Annotated in this window: 11 protein-coding genes; 7 read left to right on the forward strand and 4 right to left on the reverse strand. The window is 52.5% G+C overall.

Annotated features, from left to right (window positions below; all coding sequences use genetic code 11):
• Positions 1–59 precede the first annotated feature (59 nt).
• A complete protein-coding gene (locus FN037_RS18710) occupies positions 60–644 on the reverse strand; it encodes a LuxR C-terminal-related transcriptional regulator (RefSeq protein WP_138358651.1) in 585 nt (194 codons plus the stop codon).
• A 615-nt stretch (positions 645–1,259) separates the two neighbouring features.
• Between FN037_RS18710 and pgaA the strand changes: the two genes are divergently transcribed.
• From pgaA to pgaD, 4 genes are read left to right on the forward strand one after another with little or no spacing between them, the layout of a single operon-like run.
• Complete coding sequence (gene pgaA / locus FN037_RS18715; protein WP_142502938.1) at positions 1,260–3,707, forward strand: poly-beta-1,6 N-acetyl-D-glucosamine export porin PgaA; 2,448 nt, start codon at positions 1,260–1,262, stop codon at positions 3,705–3,707.
• Positions 3,708–3,715: 8 nt separating this feature from the next.
• Positions 3,716–5,731 (forward strand): poly-beta-1,6-N-acetyl-D-glucosamine N-deacetylase PgaB, encoded by a 2,016-nt coding sequence (gene pgaB, locus FN037_RS18720; RefSeq protein WP_142502939.1) that lies wholly within the window; start codon positions 3,716–3,718, stop codon positions 5,729–5,731.
• Entirely contained in the window at positions 5,724–7,052 is a 1,329-nt protein-coding gene (gene pgaC / locus FN037_RS18725) for a poly-beta-1,6-N-acetyl-D-glucosamine synthase (RefSeq protein WP_138358418.1), read from the forward strand. Before pgaB ends, pgaC begins: the two co-directional genes overlap by 8 nt.
• Complete coding sequence (gene pgaD, locus FN037_RS18730; protein WP_138358416.1) at positions 7,052–7,486, forward strand: poly-beta-1,6-N-acetyl-D-glucosamine biosynthesis protein PgaD; 435 nt, start codon at positions 7,052–7,054, stop codon at positions 7,484–7,486. The genes pgaC and pgaD overlap by 1 nt, the downstream gene beginning before the upstream one ends.
• Before the next feature lie 30 nt (positions 7,487–7,516).
• Here the strand turns inward: pgaD and FN037_RS18735 are convergent, their stop codons facing one another.
• Complete coding sequence (locus tag FN037_RS18735) at positions 7,517–8,305, reverse strand: DsbA family protein (RefSeq protein ID WP_142502940.1); 789 nt, start codon at positions 8,303–8,305, stop codon at positions 7,517–7,519.
• 222 nt (positions 8,306–8,527) lie between these two features.
• Between FN037_RS18735 and FN037_RS18740 the strand changes: the two genes are divergently transcribed.
• The 3 genes from FN037_RS18740 to cbpM all read left to right on the forward strand — a co-directional run bounded on the left by FN037_RS18740 (position 8,528) and on the right by cbpM (position 10,583).
• Positions 8,528–9,208: a TerC family protein gene (locus tag FN037_RS18740; protein ID WP_142502941.1), complete on the forward strand. Its 681-nt coding sequence runs from the start codon at positions 8,528–8,530 to the stop codon at positions 9,206–9,208.
• Positions 9,209–9,357: 149 nt separating this feature from the next.
• Positions 9,358–10,278 (forward strand): curved DNA-binding protein, encoded by a 921-nt coding sequence (gene cbpA / locus FN037_RS18745; RefSeq protein WP_138358410.1) that lies wholly within the window; start codon positions 9,358–9,360, stop codon positions 10,276–10,278.
• Positions 10,278–10,583, forward strand: coding sequence for a chaperone modulator CbpM (gene cbpM / locus FN037_RS18750; RefSeq protein WP_138358408.1), 306 nt, complete (start codon positions 10,278–10,280; stop codon positions 10,581–10,583). The genes cbpA and cbpM overlap by 1 nt, the downstream gene beginning before the upstream one ends.
• A gap of 201 nt (positions 10,584–10,784) precedes the next feature.
• Here cbpM and melB read toward each other — a convergent pair whose 3' ends face one another.
• Both melB and FN037_RS18760 read right to left on the reverse strand, forming a co-directional pair.
• Positions 10,785–12,218: a melibiose:sodium transporter MelB gene (gene melB / locus FN037_RS18755; protein ID WP_138358649.1), complete on the reverse strand. Its 1,434-nt coding sequence runs from the start codon at positions 12,216–12,218 to the stop codon at positions 10,785–10,787.
• Between the two features lie 94 nt (positions 12,219–12,312).
• The gene (locus FN037_RS18760; protein WP_142502942.1) at positions 12,313–13,665 is read right to left on the reverse strand and encodes an alpha-glucosidase/alpha-galactosidase; all 1,353 of its coding nucleotides are present in this window, start codon (positions 13,663–13,665) and stop codon (positions 12,313–12,315) included.
• Positions 13,666–13,675: the final 10 nt, after the last annotated feature.

Here is a 13,675-nt window from a genome sequence, read left to right on the forward strand (position 1 = left end):
ATCGGATTAAATTAATAAAATTCCACACATTTTCATCTTGCAGATCTAACTCAATGGTATTAATCCCTCCATTTAACATTCTCACAAGGGGATTCCAACAGTTTATTTTTAAAGATAAACAAACAAGCTTCGTTAAAATTAGTCAGTCCCAGACGTTCATAAAGCTCAATCCGTTTTCGATAAAGACTTTTCACCGAAGTATTGAGTTCAGCCGCAATTTCACCCATGGTCATTCCTGCATTGAGTCGCTGCAAAATAATTTTCTCCTGCACATTCAGGCGCAGACTCTGTAGCCCCTCTTTGGTCAGGCGTTTACTTCTTAACTTAAGAAAGAGCGTAAAAAGGGCCGCTATATCGGTATCAGTAGACATCGATGACATGTTCAATAAAAAACTCAGGCTGAGTAGATTTTCTTCCCGGTGACGCATATCAAGGACGATGCAGCTAATGCGTTTTCTGGTCAAAGCGGCATCCAGTATAAGATGTTCATAAAAATGTAGCGGCGCGCGGCTATCGATAAGAGCAGAATACTCGTCAGCATCGCCGAAAAATAGCGTTGTGTTAATCGAATATAACTGGATGATATCAGGATAAAAGACCTTAACACCTTGAAAAAGATAGTAGTCCTGAGTAATCAACAACATCTTCGTTGCCACAAACCATCCTTTAACATTAAAGCAACAAAATTCCTCCAGGTGAAGGGTATCTCCGCCTTATGGAGCATTGACTATAACGATAAACAGTCCCCTGTTATCATAATTTATCTATTTCTCGTCGATAACGCGTCAAGCCTTGCCAGACTTCAGAATTTTCAATTACCGAATCAATAACAATTATAAATAAAAAATCACTCACAAAAAAGAAGCTTTTTAGCCATTAAGAATTTTTGTCAAAAATTCTCTTAAACATTGAGAGAAAACGCCTCACTTAACTACAGTAATGACCTATAGAAAACACTGAAAAAAAATTTCAGCCAATTTTATCTTTTTTATTTCAGTGGGTTAAGGACATCAGATAAAACTTATTCCTGCTAACAACTGCTAAACACCAGATTTATCTTAAAACATATTCTTGATTATTTTTCAGCAAAGATATCAGGTGTACATTAATCTTCAGCCACCTTGACTTTATTACTTTGGAATAAAGCATCAAACGCAACGCAATAGGCAAGTTGAAAAATCTCACACTCATACTTAATCTTCGGGTTAAAAGCTTAATGTACTGCGAATGGATTCTTGATAGAGATATGGAAAATAGTTATGGAGCGATTTCCTGTTTTCAATAAGCAATTCTTTCATCACAGCAATCAATTATCGCTGGCAATGAGTCTATTATTGCTATTACCTGGTGTGGTCCATGCCACTCAATCGGTATACGACCTGCAGATTCAGCAAGCGCGCAACGGCAACTATGCCCCTTTTCTGGATTCTCTTCGACAATATCAACGACTGCACGCGTTAAACCCGCAGCAAGTCGCAGACTGGCTGCAGGTCGCCCTGTGGGCCGGGCGTGATGACGAGGTCATTCGTGTCTGGCAACGATATCAGGTTTATATGCCCCTGCCCGCTCGTGGTATCGCCGCGGCAGCGCAAGCGTATCGCAACCTGCATCACTGGCCTCTCTCTCTGGATCTGTGGGACCGGGCCATTAGCCTCGCTCCCGGTACTGACGACTACCGCATTGGCCGAATAAAGACGCTGGCCGACGCACGCAAGGATACGCAAGCGCTGGATGAGGCTCGCCAGCTGGTTGCCGCACAGCCCACCGTCGCACACCTGCAAACGCTCTCTTATGTTTACCTGCGCCAGGGAAAAAGCTGGGATCGGCTACTTAGCGATACCCGCGCGCTCAATACCGCGCCGGAGAACAAAGAGGCGCTGAATAACCTGATTAACTCCCTCACTCTCAACAGAATTGATAGCCCCGCTTTGGCATTATCAAAACAAAGTGACCTCTCGCCCGCCGCCCGTCGGGCTCTGGAAATTAACGCGGCGGCAGAACGGGTGCGCCTTGCCGATACCCGTTCTCGCGGGGAAAAGGAACGATTTTCCCTCGCCCGCCAGGCGCTTGAAAACTATGACCGTATTTTTAGCCGCTGGCGTAACGATCCACAGGCCGCCGCCGATCTCACCCGAGCGCGTATTGATCGACTTGGCGCGCTCTACGCCCACAGCGACTACACGCAAGCGATCGCGGAATATGAATCCCTGACAGCGGAACAAGTCCGCATTCCCGACTGGGCAATCGGTTGGGTTATCTCCTCTTACCTCGCGGAAAAAAAAGTCGATGTCGCGCTATCTGTCGCCCGGCAGCACCCTGAAACGCTGGCGTTGCCGCAGGACGAGGGGCATGAAATTTTCTTCGCTCTGCTGGATAGCGGCCGTTATAAAGCCGCTCATCAATATGTCGAACGATTGAGCAAAAGCTCGCCCTATCACATCTATGCCCTCGGCTCCACGGTGCCCGAACCAAACGATCGCTGGCTGGAGGCGCAGTCGCTCAATTTTCAGTATTTGTTGGCGACCAATGCGTTACCGCAAGCGCAGACATTGGCGCAGCGTCTGGCGGCAACGGCTCCGGGAAATCAGAAGTTGCGGATCGATTACGCCATGCTGCTGCAAGCGCGTGGATTGCCAGGGGCCGCCGAGCAAGAACTCAAAACGGCTGAAGCGCTGGAACCGTCGAATATCGATCTTGAACGCCAGCAAGCATACGTTGCGATGGATCTTCAGCAGTGGCGGCAAATGGATTTGTTAACCGACGATGTTATGGCCCGTACCCCAGGAGACCTCAGTTCGCAACGTCTGGCCAGAGTGCGCCAGGTACACCATATGTCAGAACTGCGGATCAACGCGACGAAGGGGATACACGCCAATAGCCCGGTGAGCGGCAGCCGCGATCTCAACTGGGATACCGCTATTTATGGCCCGCCGCTGGCCGACAACTGGCGGTTATTCGCAGGTACTCGCTTTGCGCAAAGCAATTTTACCGAGGGTAAAGGCAGCAGCCGCAACCTGTTCGGCGGTATCGAATGGCGCCGGCGTGACTACCGGGGCGAACTGGAAGTGTCGAATAACCATTTTCACGGCACCAATAAACCGGGCTTACGTCTCTCAGCCTGGCATCGCCTGAACGACAACTGGCAGACAGGCGGTGAAATCGAACGGCTTTCCGGCACAACTCCGCTACGCGCATTACGCAATGGAGTGCATTCAAACCGTGGCGAAGTATGGGTGCGCTGGTATCAGAATGAGCAGCGCGAATATCGTCTGAGCGCCGCCGCAAGCGACTTTTCAGATAACAACCGCCGTCAGGAATATCTCCTCTCTGGTAAAGAGCAATTGTGGCAAACCCCAACGCTGACGCTCGATCTTGAGCCCGGGCTCTCCTTCAGCGCCAACAGCCGCTCTGACACCATGTACTACAACCCGAAACGGGATCTTTCCGCCGCCGCCGCGCTGACGGCTAACCATGTGATATATCAGCGCTACGAGACCGTCTGGAGCCAACAAATGGCCGTTGGCGGCGGCAGCTACTGGCAGAAAAACCACGCTCCAGGCGCGATTGCTTTGCTCGGCTATGGACAACGCATTCGTTTAAACAGCGTCATCGATGCCGGCGTGATGTTGAACTGGGATAAACGCCCCTACGACGGTAAACGTGAAAGTAATCTCTCCGTTTCCTTTGATACGAATTTACGGTTTTAAGGATAAACATGCTGAGCAAAAGTATCCACATCAGCCTGATAGTTATCGGCTGGCTATGGGTTATCTCCGGTCCGTATGCGCAAAGCATCACGTTCCTCGCGCCAAAAGAGAGACCGCAGCTGGAGATGAACAAGCCGTGGCCTAAGAATAAGTTTCTGGTTCTGGCTTACCATGATGTTGAAGATGGCCCCGCCGACCAGCGCTATCTGGCAGTGCGCACTAGCGCGCTTAACGACCAAATAAGCTGGCTACTGCATAACGGCTATCATGCGGTCAGCGTCCAGGATATTCTGGATGCCCACAATGGCCTTAACACTCTGCCAGAAAAAGCTTTTTTACTCAGCTTCGATGACGGCTATAGCAGTTTTTACACGCGCGTCTGGCCGCTACTCAAAGCATGGAACGTACCCGCACTCTGGGCGCCGGTAGGCAGTTGGGTGGATACGCCGCTCCAGCAGCAGGTTGATTTTGGCGGCCTGATGACGCCACGAGAACGCTTTGCTACCTGGGACATGGTGCAAGAGCTCAGCCGTTCTCCGCTGGTTGAAATAGGCGTTCATACCTGGGCATCCCATTACGGAATTCTGGCTAATCCACAGGGCAGCCATGAACCCGCTATCGCTAATCGCCGGTATGACAAGGACTCTGGCCGCTACGAAAGCGATCGGCAGTTTTCCCGGCGCGTTAGCCAGGACGTGAGCAAAATAACCGAAAAAATAAAACAGGTCACCGGTAAAACGCCGCGAGCCTGGGTCTGGCCCTATGGCGCAGCCAGCGGCACCACGCTCGCTATCGCCAAAAGCCAGGGTTATCAGTTGGCCTTTACCCTTAATGATGGGCTGGCTGACGTTCGGGATCTGGAGGATATTCCACGTTTGCTTATTTCGGGAAATCCCTCGATCAAAGCCTTTTCTAACTCCGTTACGCAGATTCAGGAATCAAGCCCGGTGCGGGTTGTCCATGTCGATCTCGATTATGTGTATGACAAGAACCCTGTTCAGCAAACAAAAAATATCGACCGGCTGATTCAGCGTATTTTCGATATGAAAATAAATTATGTTTTTTTGCAGGCGTTTTCCGATCCCCTGGGTGACGGCAACATAAAATCGCTCTACTTTCCGAACCGCTGGTTACCGATGAGGGCCGATCTGTTTAACTTTGTCGCCTGGCAGCTTCGAAGCCGCGCCGGGGTAAAAGTCTATGCCTGGATGCCGGTTCTCTCTTTCGATTTAGACCCGTCCCTTCCCCGGGTACAGCGCCAGGAACCGCAAACCGGCCGTTCACAGAAATCCGTCAGCCCCTATATCCGGCTATCGCCCTGGGATGCGCGGGTACGCAAACAGATCGTTGATATCTACGAGGATCTTGCCCGTTACGCCAGCTTCGACGGCATATTATTTCATGATGACGCCGTCATCACGGACTTCGAAGATGCCGGCCCGGCTGCCATGACCGCATGGCATGAAGCGGGTTTCACGGGGGATATCGACACCATTCGCAACAATGCAAGCCAGCTTCATGCCTGGAGCCGTTTTAAAAGTCAGGCGTTAATTCAATTTACCCAAACGCTAAGTTCAGCGGTTAAAAGCGTACGCGGCCCGCAGGTTAAAACAGCGCGCAATATTTTTGCCATGCCAATCCTCGAACCGGAGAGCGAAACCTGGTTTGCGCAAAATCTTGATGATTTCCTCGCGACCTACGACTGGACGGTTCCCATGGCCATGCCGTTGATGGAGTCAGTCCCGTCAAGCGAGAGCGACGCCTGGTTGAGCAGACTGGTTCACGCCGTAGCAAGTCGGCCTGCGGCGCTGGATAAAACAATTTTTGAGCTACAGGCCAGAGACTGGAACCGCCAGCAACAAAACGGCATATCCGATAAGCAGTTAGGAGAATGGATGCGCCAGCTTCAGCTTAACGGCGTAAAAAATTACGGCTACTACCCGGATGACTTCATTAACAACCAACCTGATATTTCGCGCATCAGGCCTGAATTCTCATCGTACTGGTATCCTGCAAATGACTGATCGAATTATCGCATTCTCTCTTTTATGCCTGGTATTCGGGCTGCCGTTAAGCATGGCCGCCATCTTTACCGGCGAACTGATTCTGGATTTCGTTTTCTTCTGGCCGCTGTTTATGTCGATCCTGTGGATAACCGGCGGGCTCTATTTTTGGTTCCAACTGGAACGACACTGGCCATGGGGAAAAGAGACGCCGCCGCCGGTACTTGATGGCAACCCATTGATCTCTATTTTAATCCCCTGCTTCAATGAGGAAAAAAACGCCAGAGAGACCATCAGCGCGGCGCTGGCCCAGCGTTATTCAAATATTGAAGTTATCGCTATCAACGACGGCTCTTCAGACAATACCGCTCAGGTTCTTAACCAGATGGCAAAAGAATCCGCTCAGTTGCGGATTATTCATCTGGCCGAAAATCAGGGTAAAGCGGTTGCCCTTAAAGCGGGCGCTGCCGCCGCGCGCGGCGATCTGCTGGTTTGCATCGACGGCGATGCCCTGCTCGATCGCGATACGGCGGCTTATCTGGTCGCGCCGCTTATTCAGTATCCACATGTGGGCGCGGTAACCGGCAACCCGCGAATCCGCACGCGATCAACGCTAATTGGCCGTATTCAGGTCGGCGAGTTTTCATCCATTATCGGGCTGATTAAACGCACTCAGCGCATCTACGGTCGGGTCTTTACGGTCTCCGGGGTTATCGCCGCATTTCGCCGTCAGGCGCTGGCGGATGTGGGCTACTGGAGCCCGGACATGATAACCGAAGATATTGATATCAGCTGGAAGCTACAACTCGGGCACTGGGCGATCTTTTTTGAGCCCAGGGCGCTGTGTTGGATACTGATGCCGGAGACGCTAAAGGGGCTATGGAAGCAACGTCTGCGCTGGGCGCAAGGAGGTGCCGAGGTCTTTCTGGTCAATCTTCGTCGGCTATTTCACTGGGAGCACCACCGTATGTGGCCGCTGCTGCTGGAGTACGCGTTCTCGACGCTGTGGGCGTTCGCCTATGGGATCACGATTGTTCTGTTTATCGCCAGCCATATTATCCCTCTCCCGGCCAATCTCACCGTGCGCAGCCTGTTTCCGCCGGAATTTACCGGCCTGTTGCTGGGCGTAATGTGTCTGCTGCAGTTTATCGCCAGCCTCTATATTGAGCGGCGCTATGAAAAAAAGGTCGCCAGCTCGCTGTTTTGGGTTATCTGGTTCCCGATGGTGTACTGGATGATTGGTCTGTTCACCACGCTGGTCGCCTTCCCCAAAGTCATGCTGAAACATAAACGTTCCCGGGCTCGCTGGGTCAGCCCGGATCGAGGAAAAGGAAGAACCTGATGAACGAAAAAACGCTAATCTTAACTGAAGACCGCTTATTACCCCGGCTTTTCGATGGCGCGTTAACCCTTCTCGCCTGGGCCGGTTTCCTGTTCTTCCTGTATGCGAATGTGCTCATGCAGATAACAGCACACAGCAGTCATCGCTGGGAAATCATCGTTGCCTCTTTTAATACCGTGCTGGTATATCTGCTGATTGCGGCAATCAACGCCTGGCTGCTTATTCTGTGGTACCAGTATAACCGTCGGCGCATTAACGCATGGCGACATGGTCGTCTGTCATCGCTGCGCCACGACGAGCTTGCCGAAAGCTTTGATGTTGCACCACAAATCATCTCGGAGATGAGCCAATATAATTTACTGACGGTTTATCATGATCAGATTGGCAGAATTATCGATCTGAAAATTAGCCAGTCAGCGGAAAAGGCGTATTGACGCCAGGCGGTATAACCTGCGAGGGCGTTATCAACCGCCCGCTTTCTTAATCGCCGCATCCAGCGAGGCTTTATCCGCCAGGCCCGGGAAAACGGTAATCGTCGCTTCCGTCGCATCGGTGGTCGGCATCACGATAACCCCAGGCGTACCGCTTAAGCCGATATCCTGCGCCAGATGGTTAATCTCCTCCAGCGCGGGCTCGACATCCGTGGCTTTCTTCGCATCGAAATTCACTTTCTTAGCCTGCTGCTGAATATCGGCAGCCGTCAGCTTGCCTTCATTATGCCCGGTCGCGTAAATCCCGTTATGGAACGTCAGATAGGCTTCAGCCCCCTTCTGCTGATAAATCTGCAGCCCCATTTTCGCTGCGTCCAGCGAAGTGGCCCAGCGGCTGCCAAAAATAGGCCACTCTTTAAAGGCAAAACGGACGTGTGGATTCTCTTTAATCACCTGCGCCATTACCGGCGCCAGGCGGCTACAGTAAACACATTGATAATCAAAAAATTCGATTACCGTCACTTTGCCGTCTTCAGGGCCATAGGTCGGTGTATTTTTATCCTGGGTCAGCTCAGCGGCGTTCTTTAGTACGGCCTGAGTGGCTGCACTGGCCTGCTGCTCTTCCTGAATTTGTTGCAGCTTCTGGCTGGCCTGCAGCAGCACCTCCGGATGCGCGACTAAATAGTCCGCCGCGATTTTGCCAATACGGGCTTCCTGCTCGGGCGTAAAGGTCGGGGCAGGAGCATCAGCGGCGTTTGCCAGCGCGGGAAACAGCGTGGCGCCAATCAAGGTGAGTGTCAGTAAATGCTTATAGCCGGGCATGTAGGAAATCCTTGCGATAGGTGAACGGCAGGTGGGCCTCTGCCAACAAAATATCATCCTTTGCCCGCGGATCATTGCCGGACGGCACAATGATTCGTAACGATATTTTTCAATAACTGAAGACGTTCTCTCTTGGTCTGGTAGTCAACAGAGGTAAACGGGAGTACGCTTCGTCCCCTGTTTTTCCCTGTAGGGTCTCTTTTTTAGCTGCATGAGTTGAGTATGAACGCGTTTTTCAGTCAGTGGGACGTAACCATTATTTTGCTGCAAATTATCGCTATTGATCTGTTATTGGGCGGCGATAACGCCGTCGTGATCGCAATGGCCTGTCGTAAACTTCCCGCGCACCAACGAACCAAAGCCATTCTTCTCGGCACCGTCGGCGCCATAGTGGCCCGCGTACTGCTGCTGGCCATCGCAATCTATTTGCTCTCATTGCCGTGGCTAAAAGTGGTCGGCGCGCTGATGTTGTTATGGATCGGTATCAAGCTGGCCACCAGGCAGGAAGAAGAGAGCGAAATCAACAGTTCCAGTAACCTGTGGCGCACGGTGCTTACCATCACCGTCGCCGATGTTATTATGTCGCTGGATAACGTACTGGCGGTTGCGGCTGCCGGAAAAGGCCATCTGGTGCTGGTCGCATTGGGCGTATTAATCAGCATTCCCATTATCGTCGCGGGCAGTAAACTGGTGCTGGCAAGTCTCAACCGCTTTCCCTCTCTGGTGATGCTGGGAGGAACGTTGATCGGCTGGATTGCCGGTTCAATGATGATGACCGATGTCACCATCGTCCATCTGTTTCCCCACGCCCCCGACAGCCTGCCGCTGCAAGGTGGGGCCGTCGGTGCAGCGCTGGTGTTGCTGGAGAGCATGCGCAAAAACCGCAGCGCATCTGTCAAATAGCGTTGTCAGTACTCTGTCGCCGTCAATCCCGACGGCGTCAAGTTTCCCCCACTTTTCCCCCACATCCGTCCTCATTTGCCCTACGCTTATTACAGACACCTGATCCAGGGATCTGTAACCGTAACCTTGCGCATAAATGAGATAACATCATGGAATTAAAGGATTATTATGCCATTTTAGGGGTTAAGCCAACGGACGATCTGAAAACCATCAAGACCGCCTATCGCCGTCTGGCACGTAAATATCACCCCGATGTCAGCAAAGAAACCGATGCCGAAACCAAATTCAAAGATCTCGCCGAAGCCTGGGAAGTCCTCAAAGACGATCAGCGGCGCGCTGAATACGACCAGCTCTGGCAGCATCGTAACGATCCGCAATTTGGTCGTCAGCAGCAGCATGCCCACGAGCAGAGCTACAGCCAGCAGGATTTCGACGACATCTTCTCCTCCATGTTCGGTCAACAGGAACACCGCAGCCGCCGCCAGCACAGCGCGCGGGGACATGATTTAGAGATTGAAGTTGCGGTCTTCCTTGAAGAGACGCTAACCGAACAGACGCGCACTATCAGCTATAACCTGCCGGTTTATAACGTCTTTGGCATGGTAGAAAGCGAAACGCCGAAAACGCTGAACGTCAAAATACCTGCCGGGGTCGTTGATGGTCAGCGCATCCGCCTGAAAGGCCAGGGCACTCCCGGGCAGAATGGCGGCCCGAACGGCGACCTGTGGCTGGTGATTCACATCGCCCCGCATCCGCTGTTTGATATCGTCGGCCATAACCTTGAAATCGTCCTGCCGCTGGCCCCATGGGAAGCCGCGCTGGGGGCCAAAGTCACCATTCCGACGCTGAAAGAGAGCATCCTGCTGACCATTCCGCCTGGCAGCCAGGCCGGGCAGCGCCTGCGAGTGAAGGGTAAAGGACTGGCAAGCAAAACCACCACCGGCGATCTGTATGCGGTCATTAAAATCGTGATGCCGCCAAAACCGAATGAAAAGAGCCGCGCGCTCTGGCAACAACTGGCGGATGAACACGCCAGCTTCGAGCCACGTAAGACATGGGGGAAAGCCTGATGGCTAAGATAACAGTGACGTTCACCATTACCGAATTTTGTCTCCATACCGGCGTTTCCGAAGAGGATCTTAACGAAATCGTCGGTCTTGGTATGATTGAGCCCCGCCAGCCGCAGCGGGAAAACTGGCTGTTTGATGATAGCGCGATCGCTATCGTTCACCGTGCCTTGCGCTTACGCAAAGAGCTGGAGCTGGACTGGCCGGGTATCGCCGTGGCCCTGACGCTAATGGACGAGAACGCGCGCCTTAGCCGCGAAAACCGCATCCTGCAACATCGACTGGCGCGTTTTCTGACGCACAGTTAAGTCCCTCTCTCCCGCGGAGAGAGGGACCAGGCGACGTTCCCGGTATTCTGTCAACCAGACGCCTTTCTTATTTCCCGGCTTGTGCTATGCCAGGCCGGGTTACATAAACATTCAGCCAGTAACAATCCCAGCAAACCGTCTTTTTACCCCGTCTTACGCTATTCTGAACTGGAAACAGAATGCCGTTCTCCCCTCCTTAACCTATTTTCGAATGCTTATGGCGACCTGATTAGTCACCACTATTGACTGTTCCGTTTCGCCTCCCGCTTCCGGTACCCGGCGATATTTATCCAACAGGTGAATCTGAATACGTCTCAGCATATCGCCATTCAGTTTGTAGTAGCGAAAATAGAGGAATAGCGTCAGGGCAAAAAAGAGCGTTGGCAGCGCAATCATAATCGCCTGCATCCCCAACAGCGTTTGTGCCGATTGAGCGACATTCGGTACATAACCAATGACGCCCAGGACGATAGCGATAAACCAGGCCGCAAACGCCGCCCCCGCTTTCACCACCAGGGTCTGAACTGAGTAAGCGATACTCTCACAGCGGATATTCATCGTATATTCGCCGTAGTCAACGGTATCAGCCACCATAATGACTTGCAGCACCCAGAACAGTGCAGTGCCAATATTCAGCAACACGCCAGCCAGCGAAATCAGCGCGATGTTATATATCCCCCCTATTGCCATCAGAAGCAGCACGCCGCAACCCAGTACCGGCATTATTGATGCGCCTGCCCAAAGAATGCGCCGTGACAATCCTTTCACCAGCTTTGGAAAAAACAGTAACGTCAACAGGTTCGCCGCCCCAGCGTAGGACATGTAATAAGGGAACATCTCGGCGCTACCAATAACGTAAGTGAAGTAGTAAATGGCGAAGCCAGAGATAATATTCGCTGCCGTGTTATAGGCCAATGCCATCCCCAGCAGGCAAGCAAGTTGATCGTTCCGATAGATAAGCCCCACCATCTGCCGCAGCGAAAGATGGCTGGAATCCTCGCTAACACCGCTATCAGAGGAATAAACTTCATGTACATTACGCAAAGTCACGATGGTTGAAACGATAAAAAACGCAATCAACACCAGTGTGAACATCTGGAAACCAAAACCGCGATCGGCGCCACCGACGGCGCTGACAAACGGCAGCGTTATCCCTGCGGTGACAAACCCCGCCAGGCTGGCAAAAAAGCGCGGATAGGGTACCAATAACTCACGTTCGCGTTTATCAAGAGTAATTGTCGGCACCAGCGACCAGAACGGTACATCCATGATGGTATAGGTGAATCCCCATAGCAGATAAGTCACCCATACCCACGCTAATAGCGCACCACCGGAAAAGTGATGCGCACTGAACAACATGTACAGCACGATCGAGTTGGTAAGAGTTCCAATCAGTATCCATGGTTTGAATTTTCCCCATCGCGATCGCGTACAATTTACTATCCATCCCATGATTGGATCGGCTATCGCATCAAGGATCCTTGCCACCAGAAACAGTGTGCCGACCACCCCGACCGACAGTCCAACGATATCGGTGTAGTAATACATCAGATACATATAAACGATACCGATAGCGAAATCTTTACCAAAGGCACCAAATCCGTAGCTGAGCTTTGTTGTCATTGAAATACTCATAGGGCACAGATCGCTGTCACCAGCGCCTCCTTCAGGTGTTTGATAGAGCATTACGGGTGCCGCCTGGCCCATCGCGGCCAGCGGAATGTGAAGATTAGCGGCGCACCCATTCCGGCAGCCAGTCGCCGTGGCTGGCGATCAGATCGTCCACCAGGGCGTAGATCTCTTCGATCCCCAGCACGGCGGAAGTGTGCGGATCCATCATCGTGGCGTAATAGACGTAATCACGGTTTTCCGTGAGGATCGCCTCGGTGAGCAAGGTCTGCACGTTGATGTTGGTCTGCATCAGCGCTGCCAGATGTGCCGGCAGCGTGCCGACTTTGGTGGGCTGAATGCCGTTGGCGTCCACCAGACAGGCCACCTCCACGCAGCAGCCCTGGGGCAGGTTATCAATGAGACCGTCGTTGCGCACATTGCCATATATCACGCTGGGTTCGCCGGTCCAGATAGCGTTCATGATGGTGCTGGCATATTCGCGCGAAGGTTTAACGTCGATGCGTTCGCCGCTCTTATAGCTCCCCAGCTCCTTATGCCAGTTAGCCAGTTGTTCCACGCAGCGTTTCGGATATTCATCCAGCGGCACCTTGTAGCGCGCAATAAGGTCTTCCCGCCCCGGCTTGATAAACCACGGCGTGTATTCGGCGAAATGTTCTGAAGATTCAGTCACGAAGTAACCCAGTTTTTTGAACATTTCATAGCGCACGATGTTTTCGCAGCGTGGGTTGCCGTGCAGATTCGGCTTCGGCGCCCGCCCGTCGGCGTAGGCCTGCAACAGATCCGGGTAAATACTGACGTAGCTGCCGTCGGCCAGCTTTTTCTCCAGCGACAGATAAAATGCCATATGGTTGATCCCCGCGCAGCGGTAGCGTAAATCCGCCGGATCAAGATCGAGATCGCGTGCCAGCTCTTCCGAGGTTCCCTGTACCGAGTGGCACAGGCCAACCTGCTTGATATGCGGGTAGCGGGCGTACATCGCCCAGGTATTCATCGCCATCGGGTTGACGTAGTTGAGCATCGTGGCGTCCGGGCACACTTCGGCCATGTCCTCGCAGATCACCCATAAATGCGGAATGGTGCGCAGCGCGCGCATAATGCCGCCAGGCCCCAGCGTATCGGCAATGGTCTGCTCCAGACCGTGGCGTTTACAGACCTCGAAATCGGTCACGGTGCAGGGTTCATAGCCGCCAATCTGGAAGGCGACGACGACAAAATCGGCGTCCTGCAATGCGGTTTTGCGATCGCGGTGGCAGCTGATCTCACCGTTCGCGCCGATGGAATCCATCAGCTTACGCACCACGATATGCGACTCTTCCAGGCGGGTTTCATCAATATCCATCAGCGCGATATGCGCCGATTTCAGCGCCGGACGCTGGAAGACATCACCGAGAATATTTTTGACGAACACCGTTGAACCGGCGCCGATAAAAGTAATTTTAGGGGCGGACATCGCGCTCTCT

The organism is Klebsiella sp. 2680 (assembly GCF_900198535.1).
GTDB lineage: Bacteria > Pseudomonadota > Gammaproteobacteria > Enterobacterales > Enterobacteriaceae > Klebsiella > Klebsiella indica.

Coding starts and splice junctions, on each gene's coding strand:
- FN037_RS18710 (WP_138358651.1), bottom strand. CDS start 644: ATGTTGTTGATTACTCAGGACTACTATCTTTTTCAAGGTGTTAAGGTC.
- pgaA (WP_142502938.1), top strand. CDS start 1,260: ATGGAGCGATTTCCTGTTTTCAATAAGCAATTCTTTCATCACAGCAAT.
- pgaB (WP_142502939.1), top strand. CDS start 3,716: ATGCTGAGCAAAAGTATCCACATCAGCCTGATAGTTATCGGCTGGCTA.
- pgaC (WP_138358418.1), top strand. CDS start 5,724: ATGACTGATCGAATTATCGCATTCTCTCTTTTATGCCTGGTATTCGGG.
- pgaD (WP_138358416.1), top strand. CDS start 7,052: ATGAACGAAAAAACGCTAATCTTAACTGAAGACCGCTTATTACCCCGG.
- FN037_RS18735 (WP_142502940.1), bottom strand. CDS start 8,305: ATGCCCGGCTATAAGCATTTACTGACACTCACCTTGATTGGCGCCACG.
- FN037_RS18740 (WP_142502941.1), top strand. CDS start 8,528: ATGAACGCGTTTTTCAGTCAGTGGGACGTAACCATTATTTTGCTGCAA.
- cbpA (WP_138358410.1), top strand. CDS start 9,358: ATGGAATTAAAGGATTATTATGCCATTTTAGGGGTTAAGCCAACGGAC.
- cbpM (WP_138358408.1), top strand. CDS start 10,278: ATGGCTAAGATAACAGTGACGTTCACCATTACCGAATTTTGTCTCCAT.
- melB (WP_138358649.1), bottom strand. CDS start 12,218: ATGAGTATTTCAATGACAACAAAGCTCAGCTACGGATTTGGTGCCTTT.
- FN037_RS18760 (WP_142502942.1), bottom strand. CDS start 13,665: ATGTCCGCCCCTAAAATTACTTTTATCGGCGCCGGTTCAACGGTGTTC.